Here is a 24,967-nt window from a genome sequence, read left to right as displayed (position 1 = left end):
TCTCAGGCAGGGGCACCCCGAATGTCCCGACGAGGAGCAACCATCGATCGCGAGGAGCGCAGCATGAGGGTCGAACAAGCCGTGAAGGGGTTCATCGTCCGGCAAGTGCACGAGGGGAAGACGAAGAAGCAGCAGGACATGCTCGTCCTCCGCGCCGGGCAGGACGAGTTCGCCCCGGGACCCGACGGCACACGGCAGAAGACAGGCACCGAGTACTTCAATCTCCTGTTCTTCGGGAAGGCGGCACAGGTCGCAAAGGAGAAGTATCGCCCCGGTGACCGGTTCATCGGAGGCGGCTACGAGAAGCAACCGCGGACCTGGACTCGGCAGGACGGCACGGAAGAGGTGGTGCGCGAGTTCGTCGTGCGGCATCCCGGGCACAACATGTTGGAGAGCCAGTACTCTGTGCATCGCGAAGCCGCGCAGAAGGAGGCCGGGCCATCCGCGCTCCAGCGCGAGACAATGGCTGCGGACCCGGTCGACGTTGCGGGCGCTGAACACGAGGTCGGTGCCCCGTCTGAGGCCTCACCGGAGGCGAGGACCACGGAATCAGTGACCGGTCCGGCCGACGTCCGTTCTTCACCGCACCTCGAGGACCCGGAGCGATCTCCGGCGGTGTCAGGCGTCCAGCAGCCGGGCGCCGACCAGAGCTCGGCGGCTGCCGGCTGGGATCACGTCTTCGAGCCGGAGCCGGCAAACCGCAGGCTCTAATCCATCAGCTGCCGGCGGCGAGAGGACTCTTCCCCACCTCTCGTCGTCGGCCATTCCGTAGGAGCAGCCATGACCAACCACGACGACACGAGAGAGCCAGGTCCCGGCGACCGCAACGACACCAAGGGCCTCGATGGGCAGTCGAGTCCGGACGCTGCCGTCACCGAGGCTCTTCCCGTGATCTCTCCGTCGGGTCTCCCCCCGACCGCTGTGCTTCCAGTCATCGAGGACGACGGTGTCGAGGAGGATCTCGACGACGATTACGATCCGGAAGATGTGCCGGACGACTTCGGATATGACGCCGACCCCGACGCCGAGGACCCTGAGCTCGATACGCCGGATCCCCCGACCGCGATCCACTGGGATCTGCTCACCCCGGAGGCAGCGGCGGTCGAATGGACGGCACTGAACATCTGGGTGCACTGGCTTCGGAAGACCTACGCGGTGCAGGCCTCGATCATCCCGCCCTACTGGCACACCCACACAGAAATCGTCTGGGAGCTCAGCGCACTCCACCTGTTCTTCCTGCACTGCTACCACCCGGACAAGGACGGCGCCGGCCCGATCACTTGGTGCGTGGCCTGGGCCGCGGCTCGAGTGCGTCTGCGTGAACTCGTCACCATCGCGGGCACCCGGCTCGATCGTGATCGCCCGACCCGACGGACCTACTGGCCCGGAGAGGAAGCCGGCGACGAAGGCGAAGAGGTGCCCATCACCAACCGGGAGGCCCACTTCAAGGCGTACGTGAAAGCCGACATCCAGGCCAGACGCGAAGCACGCGTCCGAACCCAAGAGGTACGCGAGCACGCTGCGCGCGATCTTCACAAGGTACGATCGGGCGAGGGCGGAAGCCATAGTTCGGACGAGCTGTGAGTATGAGCCCGAGGAGCTCGTGTTTCCCCCGGACAGGACTCGAGGTCATACTGCGCCGTGCGCGCATTCCGGACGCGTGCGAGCGTGATTCCAGCTCGGGCGTTCGTATCGGGATCCGGCTCGATGCCGAGTGCTAACCGCGGCTTCGGCGCGAGGCGTTCGAGTGAATACTGTCACCGCATCGCATATTAGTGAAATCACGATGCCCTCATTCAGACACGAAGTGCCGGAGCGGGCAACGGAGCATGTGACTGTCGAGGACAATCGGTTCCGACGCTGCTCACAAGACTACTTGCCACAAGTCACCTCGCCGGCTCTATATAGATAGGCACCATCGCCCGACTCTCAATCCCATTAGGCCGCCTCCCGTGCTTCATCCTCATCGTCGGCCTTCTCGAACCTCTCGATCATCGCAGCCTCAGCTGCGGTCAGCGGGGCAGCCAATATGGACGGATCCGGAGCCTTACCCCCGACGGTGCGCTGCAGCAGGTCGGCAGCGCTGCGGTCAACCTTGGTATCGGGCGTGATGTAGTAGGTCTCGGTGATCTGCTTCGAGCCGTGACCGAGGAAATCGGCCGCGGCATCCGGGCTGATCCCGCGGGCGATGATTGTCGCCCCCGTACGTCGGAACCAGCGCGGCGAGATGCCTCTGTCAGCGAGCTCCGCGAGTTTGAGGAACTCGCGGAACGTTCGCCGAATATTCGACATACTCATCAGGCCGCCTCGCCGGTTCTTGAACAGCGTGTCTTCCGGGTCGTCATTCTCCCGGCCCTGCAATCTCCGGCGCACCACCTCCGCGGCGAACTCGGCCACTGGGAGCAGTCGAACCGAGTGATGGGTCTTCGGATGCTCTTGGCGGAGCAAGCCCTTGCCAGTCCGCTCGACCACCGTGCCGTTCACCTCGATGAACATTCCCGTCGGCCCGTCGTAGACGTCGCAGATGCGAATCGCGAGTGCCTCGCCGGTGCGGAGGGAGCAACCGAGGAAGAGCTCGACCAGATCCCGCACTTGCCCATCAGGCCGGGGTCCGCTGAGTCCTTTCCCGGTGCGCCAAGTGGCCGCTGCATGCCTGATCGCGACGATCTGAACCCATGTCAACGACTCTGGTACCTTGGCGGGCTTCTTCAACCTGGATGTGCCTTCGACGGGGTTTCGAACGACGGCGTCGCAACGCAGCGCGAAGTCGAATATCAGGTTGAGTATCGTCTTTGCCTGCCGCGCTCGGGAGTACGAGTACGTGCGCTCTGACTTGATGAACCATTCCACGCGCCCGGTAGTGATCTCACCGAGGGTGTAGTTCTCGAAGACCGGTCGTAAGTAGAGCCGAACGATCTTGTTGTAGCTGTCTCTGGTGCCCTCTCCGAGATCCTGCAGTTCGAGGTCGGCCTGCCAGAGGGCGAGTAGATCGGTGAACGAGCTGGCATGATCGAGCTTGCCCCCGGTACCGTAGCCTGGCCGCTCGACGAGCCTCCGTTTCAGCTCCGCCTGGGCGAGTCGCTCGGACACTCCGGTCGCGGTGACCGGCCGAAGCACACCGTCGAGATCTCGGAACCTGGTGGTAGCCACATACTTCTTGCCGCGACGACGGAGGCCGATCTCTCCGTATGTGCCGATCGAGGTACGCGGCCGTCCGCCGCGGCTCATCGCTCCATCTCCTCTGCGCCGGGTCCGTCCGCCGCTTCGAGTCGGGCGATCCACGCCTCCACCTCGGCTGCTCGGAAGCGAAGCTCCCGGCCGACGCGAAACCCTCTCGGGCCGCGTCCTTGACTGCGCAGGTCGTAAATGGTCTGCGCCGGCACGCCGAGCATCAGAGCGAGGTCTGACAGGGTCAAGACGCCGCTGAGTTCGGCTCTCAATGACGATTCGTTCGTACTCATACGGAGTAAGTACGCAGAGGCGGGCAGAGGCCTCTTGAGATGGTTCGAGAGCTTTCGAACACACTTCATGGAATTGCTCGAAGTGTGGAGTTTCTGTTGAGTGAGCACTTTTCACTCCCTGTTCGGGGGAGCGAAAAGTGCTTCTCACCTGGCGTTTTGGAGCCGACTCGGGGATTCGAACCCCGGACCTGTTCTTTACGAGGGAACTGCTCTACCCCTGAGCTAAGTCGGCGCGATGCGGAATCTCTTCCGCACACGAGGAATCATATTAGCACGACGGAGAGACCGCAAAATCCGCGCTCACGAGCACTGGGGGTCCTGTTCTGGCACCGTTCCGTGCAGCAGGTAGCGATCGACGGTCTTGTTGATGCAGGCGCTCTCGCCGTAGGCCGTGTGCCCTTCACCCCGATAGGTCACGAGCACACCGCTCTCGAGCTGGTCTGCGAGCGACACCGCCCACCGGTAGGGGGTGGCGGGATCACCCGTCGTGCCGACCACGAGGATCGGATCGGCGCCTGCTCCGGTCACGCCGACGCGCTCCGCTGCGGCCTTGTAAGGCCATGCGGCGCAGCCGATGTCGCCGTAGCCCTGGAAACGACCGATGGTGGGAGCCACGCGCTGCAGCTCCGCCGCCTGCTCGCGCATGCGGGCGTTGTCGAGTTCGACCGGGTAGTCGAGGCAGTTGATCGCCGTGAACGCCTCGGTCGAGTTATCGAGATAGACGCCGTCCTGTCTGCCGTAGTAGGAGTCTGCAAGGCTCAGTGCCAGATCGGCGTCTCCCTCGGCCACCGTCTCGAAGAGCGTGTCGAGATACGACCAACTGCCCTGGGAGTAGAGGGGCGTGATGATGGCGGTGAGCATCGTTCCCGCGCCCAGCATGCGTCCGTCCGATCCCCGCAGCGGCTGCGCGTCGACCCCGTCGAGCATCTCGCCGATCTGCTCCATGGCTCCGTCGACCGAACCGCTGAGCGGGCAATCGTCGCGCTTCAGGCAGTCTTCGACGTAGGCGCGGAGGGCGAGCTCGAAGCCCCTCGTCTGCTCGCGCACCACTTCGAACTGCGTGGTCTGCGGGTCCATCGCCCCGTCGAGCACGAGGCGACCGACGCGGTCGGGGTAGGCGTCCGCGTAGCGCGCGCCGATGTAGGTGCCGTAGGAGAAGCCCAGGTAGTTGAGCTTCGGGTCACCGACGATGCCGCGCAGCATGTCGAGATCCTGCACCGTCGACCCCGTACCGACGTGACCAAGCAGCGGCCCGGTGCGCTCGGCGCAGGCACTGCCGAACCGCTCGGATTCGGAGAACGCGGCATCGATCCAGGCGTCGCTGCCGACCTCGAGCCCCTCGGCGTCGCCGAGACCGAAGAGGTAGTCGTCGAGTTCGGGGGCGTCGAGGCAGCTCACGGCGCTCGATCCGCCGACGCCGCGCGGATCCCACCCGATCACGTCGTAGGAGCGCCGCACCTGCTCATCGATCCCTCGCCAGCCGCTCGCGACGTACTCGACGCCCGAGGCTCCCGGTCCACCGGGATTGACGAAGAGGGATCCGACGGAATCGCCCTCCGCGGGGTGCTTCACGAGGTTCAGCGTGATGAGCTCGCCCGAGGGATCGTCCCAGTCGAGCGGGGCGTAGACATCGGCGCACTCGAGCGCGTCGCCGCAGGACTGCCAGGTGGGCTCCTGCTGCTGAAAACCCTCCCGTGTGCCGTCGGGCTCGCTCGGCAGGATGGGTTTCGGGCGTTCGAAGGGCTCGGGCGCCGAACCGGGGAGCAGGGCGCACCCACCCGTCGCGAGCATGAGAGGAACGACGATCAGGGCCAGCAGAGCGCGAACGGACCGGCGAGCCGGGCGATCACCGCGAGTCGAACGGAGCGAGGAATCCGGTCCGCCCGAGAGATCCCTGCTCGAGACGCCCAGTGACACCGCTCGATTCATATGTCTGCTCCGGCATTCATTCTTCGGTCGGCGAGCGCGCTGCCCACGACGGCAGCGAACATCGCCTCCAGCACGAGGCCGGGCGTGATCGCCCGCTGCAGCCGCTCGCGCGCGGTCTCGACCGCGGTGACGACCGAGAGCGCGCGCTCGGGCGACCAGCGCTCCGCAAGCTCGCCGATACGCGTTGCGTGCTCGCGGTTGACGAGGGCGGGGCCGTCTGCCGATGGCTCGCCGCTCTCCGCATCGCGACACATCGAGCTGAGCAGCACATCGCGGTAGAGCGAGAGCAGGTCGGTGAGAATGCGATCGATACCGTCGGCGAGGCTGCGCTTCGCCCGCCTCTTCTGGTCCTCTTCCAGCGCTCTCATCTGGGCGCGCATCTGCGGCGGGATGGCCGCCCCGGCCGCGATGCCGAGACTGCGCATGGCGTCCTCGCGTTCGCGGGCATCGAGCTGCTCGACCATCGCCGCCGCATCGGCCTCGGCGACCTTGAGCAGCGCCGACGCGGCGTGCATCGCGTCGCCGAGCGTTTCGATGCCGAGCGCGATATCCACCGTGCGGTCGCGCCGCGCCATCGCCTCCGGATCGCCGGCGAGGCGGCGCGCCATGCCGATATGGCTCTGGGCCAGGCGAGCGGCGCGCTCCGCTGCGACCGGGTCGACTCCGTCTCGTTCGGCGAGCAGGCCGGCGATCTCCTCCGGCTGCGGGGTGATGAGGCGCAGCGAGCGAGCCCGGGAACGGATCGTCGGCAGCAGATCCGCCTCGCTCGGCGCGCAGAGCACCCAGATCGTGCGCTCGGGGGGCTCCTCGAGCGCTTTGAGCAGCACGTTCGACGTGTGCTCGGTCATGCGGTCGGCGTCCTCGATCACGATGACGCGGTAGCGGCCCTCGGCAGGGGCGTAGTAGGAACCGGCGACGACCTCTCGCGCGGCGTCGATCTTGATGATGGAGGCCTGCGTGGTGAGCACGCCGAGGTCGGGGTGCGTGCGGGCGCGCACCTGGGCGTGGACCGCCTCGCGGTCCGCCTCGTCACGGGCGATCAGCGCCGCGGCGAAGCGGTAGGCCAGGTTCGACCGCCCCGAGCCGGGCGGACCGGTGATGAGCCACGCGTGCGCGGGAGCGCCGCCAGGTTCGGAGGCGCGCTGCAGCGTGCGAACAGCCGCTGCCTGGCCGACGATCTCACCCCAGAACTCCACCACGCAAGCGTATCGCGCACGCCTGACAAAGCTGCGGCCCGTGGGCGTTCGGAAACGGAAGCTCGTTCGGATCCCGCAGCTCCTTCGGACGGAACACGCGCGTTTCATCCGAATGAGCGTTCAGATCCGAGCGAGGGATCCCTCCTCCTCCGAATCGGCCGTCAGAGATCGACGTAGGCGGCGGCTCCGCGCCTCGAGCGCGCCGCGCCGGCGCTGAGCTCGGCGGCGACGGCCTCGAGCGCCGCGACCTCGTGCTCCGCCACGGCGAAGCGCTGCACCACCCGGTCGCTGTAGTCTGCCGATCCGACCGCATAGCCCCGCCTGCGCGCCTCCGCCTCGATGGCCCCCGCCGCCTCGTAGGAGCACTCGACCTCGACCTCCCGCCGCAGACCGCGTCGCACCCTCTCGGACCGCAGCACCGCCTCCGCCACGGCCCCGCGATAGGCCCGGGTGAGACCTCCCGCTCCGAGCAGCACGCCCCCGAAATACCGGGTGACGACGGCGACCACGTCGCTGAGCCCCGCCGACACGAGCGCGTCGAGCATGGGCGCGCCCGCCGTGCCGCTCGGCTCGCCGTCGTCATTCGAACGCTGCACGCGGCCGTTCGGACCGAGCACGAAGGCCGAGCAGTGGTGCCTGGCCCGCGGGTGCGCGCCGCGGATGCGCGCGATCGCCTCGCGCGCCCCTTCCTCGGTCTCGACGCGCTCGAGGTGCGCGAGGAAGCGCGAGCGTGAGATCTCGATCTCGACGTCGACGGGCGCCCCGATGGTCTCGTACTCCTCGTTCACATCCCCCATTCTCCCGTAGCATCGGGACATGGCTTCGGAAACCGTGCGATTGGACAGCTGGGTGTGGGCGGTGCGGCTCGCGAAGACGCGCAGTCAGGCGACGGCAGCATGCCGGGCCGGGCATATACGCGTCAACGGCAAACCGGCCAAGGCCGCTCAGGCGGTTCGCATCGGAGACGAGGTGCGCTCCCGCCTGCACGAGCAGGAGCGCGTCTACCGCGTGACCGGGCTCGCCACCCGTCGGGGCAGCGCCACGGAGGCCGCGAAGCACTACGAGGATCTCACCCCGCCCCCGCCTCCCCGCGTCGAGCGGCCCGCGGCGGTCGTGAGGGATCGCGGGGCCGGCCGCCCGACGAAGAAGGACCGCCGCGACCTCGAGAAACTCTTCGGAGAGCGGTGATCTCGAATCGGAGGCGTTGATCTCGACCGACGCAGTGGCGTCGGCGCGGATCGCGAGAAATCGCTGGCGCGATTTCTTCCATGCGATCCGCGCGCTCGCTCAATCGGCGCCAGTGGGGCTTCGCTCGCTCAATCAGCGGTCGTGGGAGCTTCGCTCCTTCGATCAGCGGAAAAACACGCTACTTGGGGAAGACCCGTCGACTCAGCGCCTCGACATCGCGGTCGAGGTGGCTGACCTGCACCCGCAGAGACTCGAGCTGGGCCGCAGTCTCCGAGCGGTGCGCCTCCATCTCGGAACGAACCGACCCGAACTGGGCAGCCGTCTCCGAGCGGTGCGCAGCCAGCTCCGACCGCGCCGCAGCGAACTCCGATCGCATCTCGCGGCGGAATGAGTCGAACTGGGCGTTGATCGAACGCCACATGATCTGGGTCGTGAAGGTGATCATGCCGACGAGCGCAGCGGCGAAAACACCGATCAACGTCCACACCTGCGGTTCGGTCATCTGGCTCACTCCCTCATTGTGACGTATGCGGCCTCAATGCTGTCAAGAGCACGATTCCGACGCCACCGCCGAACCCCGAATGTGGATGAACTCGGCGAGATCCGCCCCCGCCTGAGGCTGTGCAGGGAGAAACCCGGGCACACCCGAAGCCTGGAGGAGAGCGCGCCCAGAGCCTCGAGGGGAGCGCCCGGAAGGGCGGGCAGGCACGGCCGACCCTCCCTTCCGGGCGAGCACCCCTTCTACGCCTCCTGCGTCTCCGCTCGGCGCCTGCGGGCGAGCAGCGCGCCCGCACCGCCGAGCAGCACCAGCAGCGCGCCGAGCAGCGCGAAGGCCGCCAGGTCGCCGCCCGTGATCGCGAGCACATCGGCTGCTGCGACGCGCACCGTGGCGATATCGCTGAGCTTCGACTCCGGGGTCTTCTCGGCGGGCGAGTCGACCACGACGGTGTTGGCCAGTCGCGGGTAGGCGGCCTGGCTCACGTCGACCACGAGCGTCAGCGTCGTCTTCTCGCCGACCGCAAGGCCGTTCTCGAGCGTCCATACGACCTGCTGCCCCTTCACGGAGAGCGCGGCACCCCCGGGGAGGTTCGGAGACTCGCGGAAGGTCAGCCCGGGCGGCAGTTCGTCGGTCACGGTGATCGGCCCGGGATCCGCGGTCGGCCCCTCGTTCGCGACGGTGATCCTGAACGTGCCCGGCTTGCCGACCTGGAACGGGCCGACCGCCGTCTTGTCGGTCACGAGAGTGACCATCGGCGGCACGGTCACCGGATCCTCCGCGCGGTTGTCGCTCGGATCGCGATCCGGCTCCGCCCCCTCCACGACCGCGACGTTCGTCACCGAGGCATAGGCCTCGACGTGCACGAGCACGGTGATCGTGAGCATCGGCGTCGTCTCGCCGACGGCGAGGGTCTCGTCGCCGTCGACGCGGACGGCCGTGACGGTCGTGGTGCCGTCGGCGTTCGGAACGACCGCGTCGATGACCCAGCCGTCGCTCTCATCGCCGACCCGGCTGAGCACCTCGAGTCCGGCCGGCACCTCATCGGTCACGGTGATGCCGCTCGCGACCGAGGGCCCGTTGTTGGTGACGGTGATGCCGAAGGGCAGCTCGTCGCCGATGCGCACCTGCGAGGGATCGTGCTGCTTCGCCACCGCGAGGTCGGCGGAGCGCTCGACCCGCACGTTCGCCGGGTTCGAATCGTTGTCCGGGTTCGGGTCGCCGTTGATCGCGACCGTGTCGCCGCCGAGTTCCGCGACGTTGAGCAGCACGTCGCCGGCTGTCAGCCCCGATTCGAAGCCCACCGCGTACTCGATCACCAGATCGTCGGCCCCGGCGGGGAGACCGCCCAGGTCGGGATCCCTCGTGAAGGTCACCGTCCGAGATGCGGTGTCGACCTCCGCCGACCACTCGCTGCCCGGCGAGAGCCCGGCGAAGCTCGCCCCCGCGGGCAGGGTGTCGGTCACCACGAGCGGCGCGACGGCGTCGCTCGAACCGCGGTTGGAGACGAGCACGCGGTACGAGGTGCTCTCGCCCGCGACGACGGCTCCGGCGTTCGCCGCATCGTCCGCGTCGATCCAGGCCCCGTCGGGGGCGCTCTGACGCACCTGCTTCACCACGCCCAGGTCGGCGTGGCGATCGATGCCGAGGGCCGCCTCGTCACGATCCGATCGTTCTACGGGGTTGTCGCTGTCGCGCCAGGTGATCGTGCCCAGGTTGACGCGCGAGTACTCGTCGGCGGCGTCGGGCACCGCGTTCGCGGCGACCCGCACCTCGAACTCGATCTCCGAGGAGCCGACCGGGTGTCTGCCTCCGTTCGCGGTGTAGGCGCAGGCGCCCGTGGGAGCGCCGTCCGGCTGACCGCTGTCGGTGTCGCAGTTCCACTCGTCGCTCCGGTACGAGACGAACGATACGTCGGCGGGCAGGACGTCGGCGAAGTTCACGGGAGCAGCCGAGGGGCCGGCGTTCGTGACGACGATGCGATAGCGCGTCGTCTCCCCCGCCGTGGCGCGGGCCCGATCGTCCTCCCACCGCTCGGCGGGCGCGTTCCAGATCTGCTTCTCGATCGAGAACTCGGAGTGGGTGACGACCGGCACCGGATCGGTGTCGCGGTTGTTGCCGAGGTCGGGATCGGGCTCGGGCACGCACACGGGATCGACCGGCTCTGGCGAGCAGCGCACGCCCTCGACCTCGGCCGCGTTCGTGTAGCTCCCCGGGGTCACGGCCTCGCCGACGGAGGCGTCGAACGACAGCGTCACGGCGGGAGCGCCTGCTGCGACGGGAGCGACGCCGATCGGCCCCGGCACGCTCCAGGTGAGCGTCGTGCGCCCGGTCGTCGGGTCGGTCGCCTGTGCGGGCGGGGCGAGCGTCACAGTTGCGCCGTTGACGGTCGCAGTGACGCCGTCCGCGAAGCCGAAGCCCGCCGGCAGGGTGTCGGCGACGGTGATCGGGCCGACCGAGGCGCTCGGCCCGTTGTTGAACACCTCGAGCACGTAGCGCAGATTCTGGCCCGCCACCGCGGCCGTGGCGCCGGCGGGCAGCACGTGGCTCTTCCGCAGCGCGAGATCCACGATCTTGTCTCCGCTCGACGATGTCTCGGCGCACAGGTTCAGCGTGCCGGTGTTGTTCTCCGCGTCGACGCACGCCGCGTTGAACACCGATCCCTCATGGTCGTCCGCGACCTCGACGGTCACGACCACCGAGGCCGAGTGGCCGGGCGGCAGCGGTCGTCCGAGCACGAAGACGGCTGAGGGATCGCCCGCGACGGCGCTCGTCGTCCAACCGGATTCGTCGGCGGGGTAGGGCGCCCAGGACCGGTAGTCGAGGTAGTCGGCGAACGCGTCGGAGATCTGCGCGCCGTCGGCCTCGGCGAGACCGGTGTTGGTCACCGTCAGCAGGTAGCTGAGCTGGGTGCCCGCGGTGACCGGCGCGTCGGACGCGACCGGAGTCCAGACGCCGCTCTCGAACGTGCCGCGCTGCTTCGCCGCGACCACCGCGGTGGTCTTGGTGGTGGGCTGCGTCGGCACCGTCGAGGTGTTGTTGTCGGGGTCGGAGTCCGGGGTCGCCCCCGGGGTCACGATGGCGGTGTTCTCGATGACCGTTCCGGCCGCCGTGCCCGCCTTGACCTTGCCTGTGACCGCGAATTCGAGCGGCGCGTCGCCCGGAGCGATGCGATTGCCCGCGGCGAGCGTGAGCACGATCTCGTTGCCGTTCTGGGCGAGCGACCACCCGGCGGGCAGCGGGGCGCCGACCGCGACGTTCTCGACCGTCGCGGGAATCGTGTCGGTGACCGTGATGAGCTTCCCGGCCTCGCTCAGCGAATCCGACGATCCGTTGTTGCGCACGCTGATGCTCCACGAGATGTCATCGCCCGCGTTGAGCGAGGCTCGGCTGTTGTCGCCGAGGGTCTTCGCGATCTCGAGGTCGGCGTCGGTCACCACGGTGAAGCGGCCCGGATCCTCGTTGTTCGAGGGCGAGGGATCGTGGGTCGGCCCGGTCACGTCGGCGGTGTTGTCGACGCGGGTGCCGGCCGGCACGCTCGCGGCGACGCTCACGTTCACGCTGATCGGGTCGGTGTCTGCACCGGCGGCGAGGGGAGCCGTGCGTACGCAGGTGAAGCTCGCGCCGTCGCCCGGCGTCGGCGGCTGCGTGACCGGCGAGCAGTTCCAGCCGGTGCCGGAGACGCTGTTCACGGTGACGCCGGCCGGCAGCGGGGCCGTCTCGTCGGAGACGGTGATGGGGCCGGCCGCCGTGTCGGGCCCCGCGTTGTGCACGCGGATGGTCCAGCCCGTGCCCGTTGTGCCGGCGATGAGCTCGATGTCGTCGGACTTGGTCACGCTCAGGTCGGCGGAGTGCAGGAACGCGTTCGCGCTGCCCGTGTTGGTGACGTAGGCTCCGCTGCCGTTGCCCGTGGCGCCCCTCGTGTCCTTCGCCGTGGCGGAGAGCGTGTTCGTGTGGGCGACCCTGGTGCCGTTCGGCAGGGTCACCCCCGCGGAGGTGAGCGCCGCCTGGCCGGGAGTGGCCGAGAAGCGGATCTCCAGGTAGGGCTCCGTGCCCGTCCGCCCGGCCAGCACGGGGCTCGCGCCGGCGAGGCCGAGAGCGGCGCGGATGTCGGCCTCGCTCCAGCTGAGCTTGCGTGGGTCGCCCGGGTCGAGGGTCGGTGCGGCCAGCGCGCGCCATGCGCCGGTGCCGTTAAGACGGATCTCGGGCGTCACCGAGGCCGTGTAGGCCCAGTTCGCCGGCAGCGTGTCGCGCACCTCGATGCTCTGCACGGCTCCGCGCCCGGTGTTCGTGGCGCGCAGCGTCCAGCCGAACGGGGTGCCCGCGTATGCGACATCGCCGTTCGTCACCGACTTCGCGAGCTGCACGCGCGGGAAGAGCGGCTGGGAGTTCGCCGTGTCGGTGATGGCGGGCTGTCCGCCGCTGCCCGGCGTGTAGACACGTCCTCCGGTGCCGAACGACTCGTACCGGGTCACGGAGCCCGTGTTCACCTGTACGGGCAGGCCTCGGCCCTGCGCGTCGGAGGTGAAGGCGTCCGCCTGGGCGAAGCTCGCGCTGTAGCCGAGGGTCTGCGACCCGCCCGCCTCGATCGGACCGAGGCCGGTCCAGGTGATGGTTCCTCCGGCGCAGCCGGGCGCAGCCGGAGCGTAGGCGCCCGCGGGCGAGATGCCGGTGACGTTCACCACTCCGGCGGGCAGGCAGTCCGTGACGGTGACGTTGTGCGCCGCCGTCGCCGCCGTGTTGCGCACGACCAGTCGGTAATCGAGTCGGCGGTCGGGGTTGCCGGCTGCGACCTGCGTGGGGCGCCACGAGCCCGATCCCTCATCCGAGAACTTGACGTCCTTCGCGATGGCGAGGCTCGGGTCGAGCACGGTGACGGTGGTGCCCTCGGTGACCGAGTCGCGGTCGCCGGGATTCTCGATGTCGCCCCCGGGGCGCTTGGTCCACTCGAACACGGCGTCGTTGCGCAGCGCGGGGCCCGTCATGCCGGGCTCGAGCTTCACGCGGTAGGTGAGCACGAGCGTGCGCGCCTCCGGGCTCGCAGCGAGATGCGGCGAGTTCCCGGGCCCCGAGAAGGTCCAGACCCCGTCATCGTAGTTCCAGGCGCCGTCGACCGAGCCCGCCGGTGCGGCGACCGGGCCCACGATGTCGACGCGCGTGGGCGAGCCGATGCCGGCACCGCTGAAGGTGTCGGTGATGCGCGCGTTGTAGTAGTTCACCTGCGGCTCGAGGCCGATCTCGACCCGGTACTCGACCGTCTGGCCGATCGGCGCGGACGCGCTCGTACCGTAGGCGGTCTCGCCCTCCACGCGCACGCGCTTGCTCAGCTCGGCGCGCTTGGTGGTGATCGTCTTCTCGGCATCGTCGGCGCGGTCGCCGCGGCGGGTCTCTGCGTCGGGCAGCGTGCCGGGGAGGGTGTGACCCGTCACCTCGGCCCGGTTCGTGTACGAGCTGCCCGCGCCGGTGTCCGCATCGATCGTGGCCGAGTAGCCGAGCGTCACGGCGTCGGGCACCTCGGCGAGCGCGGCGAGGGCCGGGTCGCTCGGATCCCAGGTGATCGTGCCGCCCTCGCCGTTGAAGACGGCGTCGGGGTCGGGGTTGCCGTCGAGGTCGGCGAAGACGAGCGCGTCGTCTCCGACCGGTGCGCCGTTGACGGTGAACGAGCCCCGCTCGATCTTGAGACCCCCCGGCACACGATCGTTCACGACGTTGTCGTAGCTCTTGGGGCGGCCGCCGGGGTTCGTGACGGTCAGCGTGTAGTCGATCCGCTCGTCGGCTGCGACCTCGCGGTCGGGCGTCGCGTTCTTCGCGATCGCGAGGGCCGGCTCGACGTAGGCGACGTCCGCCGTCGCCGACTTGGGCTGGGCGGCTCCGGTCGCGCTCACGGAGGTGAAGCGCGCGGTGTTGGTCAGCGTGTCGTTCTGCCGCAGCGCTGCCGCGGCGCTGCCGACGTAGACGGTGATGCGCACCGAGAAGGTCTCGGCGTCCGGGCCCGCGTTCGTGTAGCTCGACCCGAGCTTCAGCACGCCGCGCTTGGCGCCCTCCTCCTCCAGGCACTCGAAGTCTTCGGGGCAGGCCGCGAACTCCACACCGTTCTTGAAGAACTCGGCGCTCCCCGCGACGTACTCGTAGTCCACGGGGGTCGAGCCGAGCGTGAAGCGGCCGTCGTCGGCGAGCACGCCGTTGTTCACGGTCGTGCCGCCCGGAATCGTCACGGAGTACTCGAAGGTCGCGTACTCGCCCTCGACGATCGCGCCGTCGGGGTTCGCCGGGTCGAGATCGTTCTCGCCCGAGGGCGGGGACTGGCCGTCGTCGGGGCCGATCTCGGTCGACCAGAGCCGCTTCGAGAGCTCGGCACCGGGCAGGTGCACGCCCGCCGGGTCGGTCGAGGCGTCGGCGGGCGCGCCGAACTCGCCCGCTCCGGGCTGACGGTTCGAGACCGGCACGTTCGAGCCGTTGCCGCCGCCGTTCGGCACGGCCTCGCCCGGGTCGGCGGTCGGCACGATCGTCGATGCGCCTCCGCCGTTGTTCTCATACGCGAACTCCGCGACAGAGGCGACGTTCTCGTAGCGCTGCTCCAGCACCGCCGCGGGACCTCCTCCGTCCTCCGTCAGAGTGCCGTCGGGCACCACGACGGTGTAGTGCAGCGAGAAGCCCCGGTCGACGCGCGGAGGCGCCGGGGTAGAGTCGTCGGACGCCGCCGGCACGGTGGAGCCGCGGACGGGGCCGTCGAGCCGCCACACGACGATGGAGCGGTTCGCGTAGGTCCCGCTGATCGTCTGCTTGATCGCCGCGGGGAAGGCGGGGTCGTCCCAGTCGTAGACGACCGCGTCGGCCCCCGTCGGAGTCGCCTGCGAGATCTCGCCGTCCCACAGCGTCGCGCTTCCGGCGAAGGTGCCGTCGGAGGGGTCGTAGCCCTTGAGGTCGCGGGCCTTGACACCCTGGGGAAGGGCGTCGTAGACGACGTAGTCGCGAGTTCGCGAGCTCGGAGCGGTCACGTCGATGCGGAAGCCGACCTCGGTATCGTGCACCACGGTGGCGTCATCGACGTTGCTGCCGAAGGGGTTGCCTCCGGTAGGCGCGGCGTCGACGGACTCGACGCCCTTGACGAGCCTGACCGAGGTGTCCGGGGTGATCTCAGCCTGCGAGCGCTGGAAGAAGATCTCGCGCTCCACGTTCATCTGCTGGTACTTCGCCAGGTTCTGACTGATGTCGGTGTCGCCGAACGCCTGCGCGTCGGTGACGGTGACCCTGATGTAGATGTCGAGATCCATGCCTCCCGGCCAGAACCGGTCGGACGACGCGCTCGGCGTGTCGGTGTAGCAGCCCTGCGAGCCGAGCTCCCAGCTCAGCTTGCCCGCGGCCGCGTCGTAGTCGACCTCTCCGACGAACTCCTCGTAGGCGTCGCGCACCGACGCCGCGTCGCTCGTGTCGACGCGGCACCCGCCGAGCCCGATCTCGCCACCCGCGAAGCGTGCGCCGCGGTCGCTCGCGTAGACGCGCAGATTCTGCGACTCCTGCCACTGGTTCGTCGTCGAGAGCCCGTCGGGGTCGAACTCGACGCCTTCCGGCAGGAAGTCCTCGAGCACGGGGTTGCGCACATCGGCGCCGCGCGCCGTCGTCCAGTGGATCTTGAACCACACCTCGTCGCCCGTCGCGAAGGGCGTCTTCTCATTCTTCGTCCAGGGGTATCCGGGGGCTGAGGGATCGGTCACCGCGCCGGAGCCGTAGTCCAGCTCCCAGATGCTCGCGGCGTCCGGCACGCCGAAGACGGGGTCGTTCTTCAGCACGAGCTTGTCGATCGAGCTGCCACCGCCGCGCACATCGGCCTCGGAGTCGTCGAAGGCGTAGTAGTCGTCGCCCGCGCTGTGGCCGTGCGAGTTCTCGAGACCGCTGACGCCGGGCCTCGCGGTCGTAGTCGCCTCGATCTCGGCGGTGTTCGTCACGGTGTCGAGCGAACTCGTCGAACCGCTCTCGTCGCCCGTGGTGAGATACCTGGTGTTCTGCCGAGCCGAGTAGACGATGTCATGCGCGGCGTCGGGCTGCGCGAGCGCGGTCACCGGGTCGAGCTGCAGGTTCTGGTAGAAATGGCCGGTCGAGGGATCGAAACCGAGGCCGGTGAGCGATGCGCCGCTGAACAGCGCCTCGTCGTCGGGGTTGCCGAAGCCGCACTCGGCGAGGCCGGCCGCGGCGAGCGCGGCGTCGAAGTCCGCCTGGCTCACGTACTGGCGGTCCTCGGGATCGTTGGGGTCGCCGAGCATGAAGGCGGGCACGCCGCTCGCACCGGCGGGGATCACGTCCGGGTTGTCCGGGGTGAGCCGCACGTCGGAGGGGTACACGGGGCACAGTCCGTTCGCGAGGTCGTCGACCAGGCGGTTCGGGCGCGCGTTCACCGCAGCACCCGCGTACTCGCTCGTGGCGAGCTCGAGCCGGTAGTCGGCGATGCGGTCCTGCTGGAAGGTCGAGCTGCCCCAGACGGGGGCGCCGGCTCCGTCGCGTTCGGTCGCGACGCTCTTCACCAGGCGCACGTCGACGGGATGCACGATCTCGCTGTCGGAGTCCTCGGAGGTGGTGCCGTTCCAGTCTCCGCGCGCCACCGCGACGTTGCGCAGCGTCCCGTGGTTCTTGCCGTCGCGGTCGGCCGCGTCGGGCGAGCCGTGGCGGGTCGACGGGCCGGTGTTGTTGTCGAGGTTGGCGCCCTGCGCCCGGCTCTCGGGCGTCGGCGCGGAGCCGGTGAACATCTCGTTCTCGAACAGGGGGATGCCCGCGCGGTACCGGATCACCGTCTCGCCCGCGGTGCCCGCTACGGTGGGGAACGACTGCGGCACTCCGCCGCTGGCCTGCTGCCAGGCCCCGAGGTTCCACGTGACCTGCGTGTAGACCTTGCCCACCTCGAGCGTGCGGTCGCCGTCGGCGTCGAGATAGCGGTCGGCGATCTCGGCGGTCATGACGATCGTCTCGACGCGGGACTCGTCGACGCAGGCGCCCCCGACGCCGCTCGTGGTGAGCGCGCCGGGAAGCGAGGGATCGTTCGGGTCCGTCCACTCGGCCGCGCCGGACGTGCCGCCCGCGTTCGTCGTGCCGTCGGTCAGCGAGCACGCCCCCAGGTACTCGAGGCCCGCGGGCAGGAAGTCGACGACCTCGGCGTTCGCGAGGTCGCCCTCACCGGTGTGCCTCACGCGCAGCGTGTAGATCGTGGTCTGGGTGTGCACGCCGCGCAGCAGTTCGTTCTCGGGGCTCGGCTCGCTCTTCTCGATGCGCAGCGCCTTCACCGGGATGTCCCTGGTCGCGGTGCCCCGGCCCGAGGTGGTCGCCCCGTCGCCCTTGCCCGAGCTGCCGGGGAAACCGGGGATGAAGCGCTCGTCCCTGCTGGTGTAGGCGTTGACGGTGACGGGGATGCGGTCGCCGACGTCGTAGCCGCTCGTGCCGTCGCCGACCTGCGGGCGCAGCTTCAACTGCGCGACCTCGGTCGTCGCCGAACCGGGCAGATCCGAGAAGTTCTCGAAGACCAGGTATTTCTTGCCCTCGGGCACCCTGCATCGGTCGGCCGGCTGTCCGGCGCCGGCGGCTTCGAGCCCGAGGCTCGCGCAGGTCTCGCCGGCAGCCGAGACCCCGGGCAGCACATCGCCGGGGCCGTACGCGACCATCGGCGACCACGGTGCGGGCTCGACCAGATCCACGTCGGCGGGGATCAGCACGGCGGCGCTGAGGTTGTACCTGTTGCCCGCCGTGCCCTGGGCGAGGTCGTTCTCGAAGGAGATGTCGAGGGAGACATCCTCGCCGAGCACGAGCGTGTCGGGCTGCGTCACGTGGACGACGGGGGTGAAGGTGTCGGCGCTCGCCATCTGCGCGCCCACCCCTACGGCCACGAGCGAGCCCGCGATCAGCGACCCCGCGGCGATGCTCGCCACCCACGAGGTCGACGAGCGCTTCCCGCCACGAATCTCACGCATCACAGCCATCCCAGCCGTTCCCTTTCATTCAGCGCCGCGGATTCCCCTTCCGCGGCGCTCAGCCGCCCGCAGCCCGAATGATCGGGGACGCGGGCAGAATTCCCCATAGTCCTCTGCAGAGTAGGGGGCGGCCTCCCCGGCGCGCGCGCCGAAAAGGGTGGTTTCGGGGGTGGAATCAGAGCAGACCGCGCCGTTCGCCCTCGAGCACCGCCGCGGCGCGAGAGCCGACGTTCAGCTTGCGGTAGAGGGACCGCAGGTGTCCCTTCAGCGTGTTCAGCGCTATGAACTGCTCACTCGCGATCTGCTCCCGCGAGAGCCCACGGGAGAGCAGCCGCAGCACCTCGAACTCGCGCTCCGTCAGCACCTCGCCGCTGGCGCTGAAGGGCCTGAACGCGGGGGCGGATCCCTCGCCCCTCCGCGGCCACTCGGGGTAGCGGGCCTCCGCGAACTCCCGCACGTCGGCCGGGAAGAAGCCGAGCTCGATGGCGCTCGGTATCCGCGGCAGCCGCAGCACGTGCTCGATCACCGCGGCGCACTCGGCGTCCGATCCGAGCGCCAGATAGGCACCCGCGAGCGTGGCGAGACGCCAGAGATCGAGGCGGCGCAGATCCTGCGTCTCGTCGCGCAGCATCGAAGCCAGCCGCAGCGCCTCGCGGGGCCGCCCCGACGCCAACTCGAACAGCGCCCACAGCACCTTCGTCGCCACGATGGAGCCGTCGGCGCGGTCGAGCCTCGCCCGCGCCTCCGACAGATCGCCGCGCGCGAGGGCGTTGAGCGCCGCCGAGAGCTGCAGCGCACTGCCCGAGTACCCCTCGCCCTCGACGCTCGGCAGGGGCAGCTGCTCGAAGGTGTTCACCCTCCGCAGCGCCTCCCCCGGATCGCCGTTCGCCAGCAGCGCGCGCTGCAACGCGACCAGGTGGAACGGCCAGGTCTCCCCGAGCTCGCGCAGCGGCACCGACTCGAGCGCGCGCACCATCTGCTCGGGCGAGGAGGACCGGCACATCGCCGCGGCCACACGGTAGTTCGCGTCGATCTCGACCTCGGCCCAGCTCGACGTGCGCGGCACGCGATCCGCCTCGTCGAGCAGACAGCTCGCCTTCTCGGTGTCGCCGTAGAGGGCTTCGATGAGCGCGGCCTTGACGCAGGCGTCGCGGCTGAGGAAGGCGAGCGCGGGCACCTCGATGTGCATGCGGGCGCGGGTGAAGCTCACGAGCGCGGCGGCGAACTCCCCGGCGAGCATGGCGGTGAGCCCGTGCTGCACGGCGCTGAACAGCCTCCAGCCCCGGGTGCCGTCGAACACCGAGCGCTGCGCGGCGTAGCGCCGTTCCAGCTCCTCGGCGAGTTCGAGCGCTTCGACGGGTCGGCCCTCCAGCCGCAGCTCGAACATGCGGGCGACGGTCCTGAGACTCGCGTCGGTCGGCTTGGACCCTTCTTCCGACAGGGATCCCGGCAGTTCGGCCCGGACCGCCTCTTCCCCTTCCTCCCCCGATGACGCCCCGAAGAGCATGGAGAAGATGATCGTCAGCACCGGGCTCTGCACCCGGTCGTCGCGGAGCGCGGAAGACAGGATCTCGCCGAATCGGCTCGGGTGTATGCCGAACCAGGCTGCGAGCAGCTGGTTCTCGATCGCCTCCGCGGTTCGCGCGAGGTCGCCGGAGCGGTAGGCCCGCTCGATTCCGGCCACTATCTGCGAGAGCGGCGACGATCCCTCGTCCGTATTGTTCCTCGGCACGGTGGACATGCTTCGGTTTCCCTTCGAAGCGCTGTGCTGCGGCCTTTCCCCAAAGATCCGCTGAGCTGCGTTCTTCCCCTGTCGCAGGTTACGCCATCGGTGCGGGACTGCCAACTCGGCTCAGGGGAAAACCCCTGTCGGCGTTACACTCGCTGGGTGCCCCGATCGTCCGCTCCCGCCCGCGTGCTCGCACGCGAGGAGTGGAGCCGCCTCGAAGCCGCCCACCGCGAGCGCGCCGACGGACTCACCGCAGGCCACCGCGAGCGCAGACGACTCGGCGAGCGGCATCCGGTCGAGGATTTCCTCTGGACCTATTACTCGGTGAAGCCGACCGAGCTGCGCCGCTGGCACCCGGGACCCGCGGTCGTGCTCGCGGATGCCGCCGAACGCGGTGCGTGGCGCTACTACACGACGGTTTCCGCGAGGGATCCCTCGCCCGGCGCCCCCGAACGGGCAGATGCGACCGTCGACCTCGAGGCCTTCTTCTCGCGTCGCGGCAGCACCGTCGACTACGTCGACACCCTGCTGCGCCGCACCCTGGACCGCACGCCCCGATTCGGCTGCTTCGGGCTGCACGAGTGGGCGATGGTCTACCGCATGCGACCGGAGCAGTTGCGACATGTCTCGCTGCCGCTGCGCATCGGGCACGAGGCGACCGACAGGGTCGTCGAGGAGCATCCGATATCTTGCTCGCACTTCGACGCGTTCCGGTTCTTCACGCCCGAGGCCGCGCCGCTGAACGCGCTGCAACCCACCCGGGAGACGCAGCCGGAGCTCGAGCAGGCGGGCTGCCTGCACGCGGGCATGGACGTCTACAAGTGGGCTGCGAAGCTCGGCCCGATCGTGCCGGGCGAGGTGCTGCTCGACGCCTTCGTGCTGGCGCGCGACATCCGCCAGGTCGACATGCGCGCCTCGCCCTACGACGTGCGCGGCTTCACAGGCGCCTCGGGAAGCGCGCTGACGCCGATCCCCATCGAGACCGCCGACGGGAAACGGGAGTACGCGAGACTGCAGCGCGGCTTCGCCGAGCGCGGCAACGCGCTCCGTCTGCGGGTGCTCGACGCGATCGCGGCCGCCCGCAGCGGTCTCGCGCACCCCGCCGGTTGAGCGAACCCCCTCCTCCCGCACGCCGAAGGCCCGGCTCGGAGATCATCCGAACCGGGCCTTCAGTGTCTCAGCGGGCTACGCCTGCTGCGCCCGTCGACGCTGCAGCACGATCGCCGCGCCGCCGAGGCCGAGCAGCAGGAGCGCCGCCGCGATGATGCCGCCGAGCTGGCCACCGGTGACCGCCAGGCCGGCGACCGTCAGCACGGGCTTCGGGGTGGTGCCGTGCCACTCGTCGGCGTCGTTCACCGCGACACCGGACACCGCGCCCACGCCGTCGACCGTCACACGGTCGGCATGGGTCGCGCTGTCGCCGAGTGCGGGCAGCGTGCCCGTGCACTCGAACTGCTCGCCCACCGCGAAGGGGCCGTCCCATTCGAGGCCCTTCGACTCATCGGGGAAGGTGCAGACGAGGTTCTCGACCTCGCCCTTGCCGCCGATCAGCTTGTCGCTGATGACGATGCCGACCAGATCCTCGCCGCCGTCGTTCGAGACGGTGAAACGGATCTGCTGCTCCTTGCCGGCCGACAGCTTCTTGCCCGGCGCCTCGTCGAAGTCGCCCTCGAAGCCGTCGTTCAGCAGCTTGCCCGTCTCGTCGTACTCGGGCTCCTCGCCCTCGTCGGTCCACTTCTCGATGTCGATGCTCGGCACCGGGACGTAGCCGTTCCAGTCGTCCTCATCGTTCACCTCGAGGCCGGTCACCACGCCGACTGCGTCGACACGAGCGGTATCGGAGTGGGCCTGACCCGACTCGAGCGCGGGCAGGGTGCCGGTGCAGCTGAACTGCACGCCCGGCAGCAGGATGCCGCCGGCCCAGACGACCTTGCCGTCGGCGTCGGGCGTGCCCGTCGTTCCGTCGGGGAAGGTGCAGACGAGATCCTCGATCGCGGCGCCCGAGACGGTGCGGTCGCTGACCGTGACGTCGCGCAGATCATCGGGGCCGTCGTTCGAGACGGTGAAGTTGATCTGCTGCGGCGAGCCGGCCTTCAGCCCCTTGCCGGGAGCGACATCGAAATCGCCGAGGTAGCCGTCGTTCAGCAGGGCGCCGGTCTCCTCGTCGTACTGCGGGCCGGGGCTGTTCTCCTCGGTCGTCCACTTCTCGATGTCGACCGACGCCGGTCCGACCGGCACGATCGTCGCCTCGACATCGCCGATCGCGTTCACGATCGGCAGCTTGCCGTCGGTGACGTCCACGGCGAAGTAGACCGACGAACGGCCGCCCTCGGGGAAGGTGCCCGAGGCCTGATGGATCGTCACCTCGCCGTTCGCGTAGCTCGCGTTCAGCCCGTTGCCGATGTCGACCGGGCCGTCCGCGGGGTCTGCGGCGGTCGGGGCGTTGGCCTCGGTCACGAAGCCGACGAACTCCACGGCGCCCGGCAGCTCGTCGACGACGTCGATGATCTGCACCCCGCCGAAGCTGCCGCGGGCGATGACGTCGACGCGGTAGACGTAGCGCTCCTGCACCAGGTTGCCGTCGGCGTCGGCTGCGGCGCGCAGCGTCGGCGTCCAGTCGGCCTGGCCGCGGTCGTAGATGAACTTCCGCACCTCGGCCTCGTCGCCGTACGACGTGGCCTCCTGGTCGTCTTCCGACCAGTACTCGGGGTTCTCGCCGGTGCCGTAGAGCGTGGCGCGGTTGTGCAGATCCAACGTCTCCTTGCCGTCGAGCGCCCACGTGGTCAGCCCGATGCGGATCACGAGGTTGCCGGTCAGGTTCGCGACTGCGGCCTTGCCCGCCTCGGTGAACTGGATGACGAGATTGCCGTCGTCGTTCAACGTCATCGAGATGTGCTGGGTGACGTCCGTGCCGCCGATGGTGGCGACCTGCAGCTCGACGTCGGAGGCCTCCGACATGTCGAAGACGTCGTGGTCGATGACGTCGACGATGCGGCTGTCGGCGGCGGCCACGCCCGTGCGCGCCGGGTTGATCGTGAAGGTGTAGGGGACCTTCGCGGTCTCGCCCGGCTCGACCTCGACGACCTCGCCCGGCCCTGCCTTCAGGAAGGCGGTGCGGTCGTTGAGGCCCTGCTCGCGCTCGGCGGGCAGCTCGATCGGGTAGACGGGACGATCGGAGTCGTACCGGTTGCCGTTGACGTAGAAGTTCGCCCGGTTCGGCAGGATGTAGCGCGTCGCACCCTGGATCGGGGTCTCGCCGTTCTGGGCCAACCCGGCCAGCGAGGTCAGACTCGCCTTGGCCGCGATCAGCACGTTGGTCTGATTGCTCTGGCCGAGGTTGACCATCAGCGTCTTGCCGTCTGCGCTGACGCAGTAGGTGCCTGCGGTCGTGTTGGTGCCGAAGTCGGCCTGATCCGCCGTGCAGGCGCCGCCCGCGGTCAGCGGGAGGGTACCCTCGGTGACCGCGATGAACGGTGCCGCCCCGGTGTTCCAGGTGACGGCCGCGTTCGCGGGCAGCGTGTCCACGAGCACCACGTTGCGATTGAGCTCGTAGTTCGGGGTGCGCCCATCGAAGCCGGTCAGGTTCGCACGGAAGCTGTAGGTCAGGTCCGCGGGCTCGGGGGCGCCCGCCGCGTTGACGATCGTGCCGTCCTCGGCGGTGATGAACTCGCGCTCATAGCTGGGCGCGTCCCAGTCGACGCCCTTCCCGAAGCCCGTGGTGCCGCCGCAGCCAACGATGCAGGGGCCGGGGGTATTGCCGGTGATCGAGATGCGCGCGTCGCGCTTGCGGGTGTCGTCGGGGCCGAAGGTCGCCGTGTTGTCGAGGTTCAGCGTGTAGTTGCCCGCCGCACCGTTGCGCTCTTCGTACTTCGCGCGCAGCGCCTCCTCGAGCGCCACCCGGTCGGCCTCGTTCGCCACCGTCGCACGGTAGTCGATCGTGAGCACGGCGGGGCCGACGAGGTCCATCGTGCCGGTGAAGGAGCGCTCGGCGGCGTTCACCGTCGGGTTGAATGCGGCAGGGGTCGTGGCACCGGACAGCGGCGTGTCCGTCCGGTTCCAGCCGTTCTCGTCCCAGGTGCGCAGGCTCGAGGTGAAAGAGCCGTCCACGTAGTTCAGGTACGCGGGCAGCTGATCCGCGATGCGGTAATCGTTCAGCGTCTCGCCCTTGGGCACGTTCACCGTCAGCCGGTAGTTGATCGGTGTGCCGATGATGCTCGGGCTGATCCCCGTGTAGTTGCCGTTCGCATCACGCTGCACGAAGCCGTTGAGGTTGCCCGGGCTGACGCGAGACTTGGCGACGCCCTCGGTGACGTTCTCCTGCGAGTCGCCGTCGTTGCGAACGACGACATTGACCGTCGTGGATTCGTCGTTCAGCTTGAATTCGATGTCTTCGAGCGTGGTCTGGTCGACGCCGTTGACGGTGAAGTTCAGGTCGAACACGCCCTGGTTGACACCGGCGGGCCAGGGGTCCGCGAAGGTGAAGGTCACCGCGTTGCCGTTCGCCATGAAGTTCGAGACGCCGGTGGCCCCTGCTGGCGGTGCGCCGAGCGTCACATTGCTTCCGAGCTCGACGGTGTGGGAGGTGCCCGCGATCGGCGCCTCCGAGTTGCTGTACTGCACGCGCAGCGTGAGCTGTGCACCCTCGGGAATCACCTGCCCCTCGGTCACCGGGTTGCCCTGGTAGAGCAGCACCGTCTTCAGGCCGGGCGTCGCCGCCTGAGCCGCAGTGGCCCCCGCGACCAGGGCGCCGAGCCCCAGCGCGAGCGCCGATATCACGGCGAGGATGCGCCTGCCGAAGCCGGGTCGGCGCGCACCCCCGCTCCTCGAACCGAATGTCATCAGAGTTCCCCCTCTGCTTGTCTCGGCGCGCGTCGGCACGCCAGTCCCTCCGGCCTCGGCGCTCCTCTCCCCCGAGAGTCGCAGCAAGGCCCGAAGGTACACAAAACCATCGGGAGACGACGATGAGGAGCCGGGGACGGCAAATCCCACCCGTTCCGAGCGAAGATCCCACCCAT

The 24,967-nt window shown here is 69.3% G+C and carries 13 protein-coding genes and 1 tRNA gene; 4 read left to right on the top strand and 10 right to left on the bottom strand.

All coding sequences use genetic code 11. The annotated features are described in order from the left end of the window. The first annotated feature begins 63 nt into the window (after positions 1 to 63). Positions 64 to 711 carry a single-stranded DNA-binding protein gene (locus tag J4H91_RS03905; RefSeq protein WP_208044943.1) on the top strand — a complete coding sequence of 216 codons (648 nt, stop codon included), beginning with the start codon at positions 64 to 66 and terminating at the stop codon, positions 709 to 711. 69 nt (positions 712 to 780) lie between these two features. Continuing rightward, on the top strand, positions 781 to 1,584 hold the full coding sequence (locus tag J4H91_RS03900) for a hypothetical protein (RefSeq protein WP_208044942.1): 804 nt from the start codon (positions 781 to 783) through the stop codon (positions 1,582 to 1,584). 354 nt (positions 1,585 to 1,938) lie between these two features. Here the strand turns inward: J4H91_RS03900 and J4H91_RS03895 are convergent, their stop codons facing one another. From J4H91_RS03895 to J4H91_RS03870, 6 genes are all read right to left on the bottom strand, one after another. Further along, a complete protein-coding gene (locus J4H91_RS03895; protein ID WP_208044941.1) occupies positions 1,939 to 3,228 on the bottom strand; it encodes a tyrosine-type recombinase/integrase in 1,290 nt (429 codons plus the stop codon). Beyond that, entirely contained in the window at positions 3,225 to 3,461 is a 237-nt protein-coding gene (locus J4H91_RS03890; RefSeq protein WP_208044940.1) for a helix-turn-helix transcriptional regulator, read from the bottom strand. The genes J4H91_RS03895 and J4H91_RS03890 overlap by 4 nt, the downstream gene beginning before the upstream one ends. A 157-nt stretch (positions 3,462 to 3,618) precedes the next feature. Further along, positions 3,619 to 3,693: transfer RNA gene (locus J4H91_RS03885), tRNA-Thr, on the bottom strand. Positions 3,694 to 3,761: 68 nt separating this feature from the next. Then, the gene (locus J4H91_RS03880; RefSeq protein ID WP_341783432.1) at positions 3,762 to 5,378 is read right to left on the bottom strand and encodes an alpha/beta hydrolase; all 1,617 of its coding nucleotides are present in this window, start codon (positions 5,376 to 5,378) and stop codon (positions 3,762 to 3,764) included. 8 nt (positions 5,379 to 5,386) lie between these two features. Then, on the bottom strand, positions 5,387 to 6,586 hold the full coding sequence (locus J4H91_RS03875; protein WP_208044939.1) for a DNA polymerase III subunit delta': 1,200 nt from the start codon (positions 6,584 to 6,586) through the stop codon (positions 5,387 to 5,389). A gap of 161 nt (positions 6,587 to 6,747) precedes the next feature. Next, positions 6,748 to 7,374 (bottom strand): YigZ family protein, encoded by a 627-nt coding sequence (locus tag J4H91_RS03870; protein WP_424960822.1) that lies wholly within the window; start codon positions 7,372 to 7,374, stop codon positions 6,748 to 6,750. 28 nt (positions 7,375 to 7,402) lie between these two features. Here J4H91_RS03870 and J4H91_RS03865 point away from each other — a divergent pair, with 28 nt between their 5' ends. Beyond that, positions 7,403 to 7,774, top strand: coding sequence for an RNA-binding S4 domain-containing protein (locus J4H91_RS03865; RefSeq protein WP_208044937.1), 372 nt, complete (start codon positions 7,403 to 7,405; stop codon positions 7,772 to 7,774). 178 nt (positions 7,775 to 7,952) lie between these two features. Here J4H91_RS03865 and J4H91_RS03860 read toward each other — a convergent pair whose 3' ends face one another. The 3 genes from J4H91_RS03860 to J4H91_RS15860 form a co-directional block, all read right to left on the bottom strand. Further along, positions 7,953 to 8,276, bottom strand: a complete 324-nt coding sequence (locus J4H91_RS03860; protein ID WP_208044936.1) for a hypothetical protein — start codon at positions 8,274 to 8,276, stop codon at positions 7,953 to 7,955. Between the two features lie 239 nt (positions 8,277 to 8,515). Beyond that, positions 8,516 to 18,223, bottom strand: coding sequence for a DUF11 domain-containing protein (locus J4H91_RS03855; RefSeq protein ID WP_208044935.1), 9,708 nt, complete (start codon positions 18,221 to 18,223; stop codon positions 8,516 to 8,518). 175 nt (positions 18,224 to 18,398) lie between these two features. Next, the gene (locus J4H91_RS15860; protein WP_208044934.1) at positions 18,399 to 19,955 is read right to left on the bottom strand and encodes a LuxR C-terminal-related transcriptional regulator; all 1,557 of its coding nucleotides are present in this window, start codon (positions 19,953 to 19,955) and stop codon (positions 18,399 to 18,401) included. Positions 19,956 to 20,111: 156 nt separating this feature from the next. On the opposite strand from J4H91_RS15860, the gene J4H91_RS03845 reads away from it, so the two are divergent. After that, entirely contained in the window at positions 20,112 to 21,062 is a 951-nt protein-coding gene (locus J4H91_RS03845) for a 3-methyladenine DNA glycosylase (RefSeq protein WP_341783431.1), read from the top strand. Positions 21,063 to 21,137: 75 nt separating this feature from the next. Here J4H91_RS03845 and J4H91_RS03840 read toward each other — a convergent pair whose 3' ends face one another. Beyond that, positions 21,138 to 24,791, bottom strand: coding sequence for a hypothetical protein (locus J4H91_RS03840; RefSeq protein WP_208044933.1), 3,654 nt, complete (start codon positions 24,789 to 24,791; stop codon positions 21,138 to 21,140). Positions 24,792 to 24,967: the final 176 nt, after the last annotated feature.

The organism is Leucobacter ruminantium (assembly GCF_017565705.1).
GTDB classification, from domain to species: domain Bacteria; phylum Actinomycetota; class Actinomycetes; order Actinomycetales; family Microbacteriaceae; genus Leucobacter; species Leucobacter ruminantium.
Note: the sequence above shows the minus strand (reverse complement) of the source record. Positions and strands in the feature narration are given on the sequence as shown.

What these genes read in the sequence shown, in the direction of transcription:
- J4H91_RS03890 (WP_208044940.1), bottom strand. Translation starts at nt 3,461, where the DNA reads ATGAGTACGAACGAATCGTCATTGAGAGCCGAACTCAGCGGCGTCTTG.
- J4H91_RS03855 (WP_208044935.1), bottom strand. Translation starts at nt 18,223, where the DNA reads ATGCGTGAGATTCGTGGCGGGAAGCGCTCGTCGACCTCGTGGGTGGCG.
- J4H91_RS03905 (WP_208044943.1), top strand. Translation starts at nt 64, where the DNA reads ATGAGGGTCGAACAAGCCGTGAAGGGGTTCATCGTCCGGCAAGTGCAC.
- J4H91_RS03895 (WP_208044941.1), bottom strand. Translation starts at nt 3,228, where the DNA reads ATGAGCCGCGGCGGACGGCCGCGTACCTCGATCGGCACATACGGAGAG.
- J4H91_RS03860 (WP_208044936.1), bottom strand. Translation starts at nt 8,276, where the DNA reads ATGACCGAACCGCAGGTGTGGACGTTGATCGGTGTTTTCGCCGCTGCG.
- J4H91_RS03840 (WP_208044933.1), bottom strand. Translation starts at nt 24,791, where the DNA reads ATGACATTCGGTTCGAGGAGCGGGGGTGCGCGCCGACCCGGCTTCGGC.
- J4H91_RS03865 (WP_208044937.1), top strand. Translation starts at nt 7,403, where the DNA reads ATGGCTTCGGAAACCGTGCGATTGGACAGCTGGGTGTGGGCGGTGCGG.
- J4H91_RS03900 (WP_208044942.1), top strand. Translation starts at nt 781, where the DNA reads ATGACCAACCACGACGACACGAGAGAGCCAGGTCCCGGCGACCGCAAC.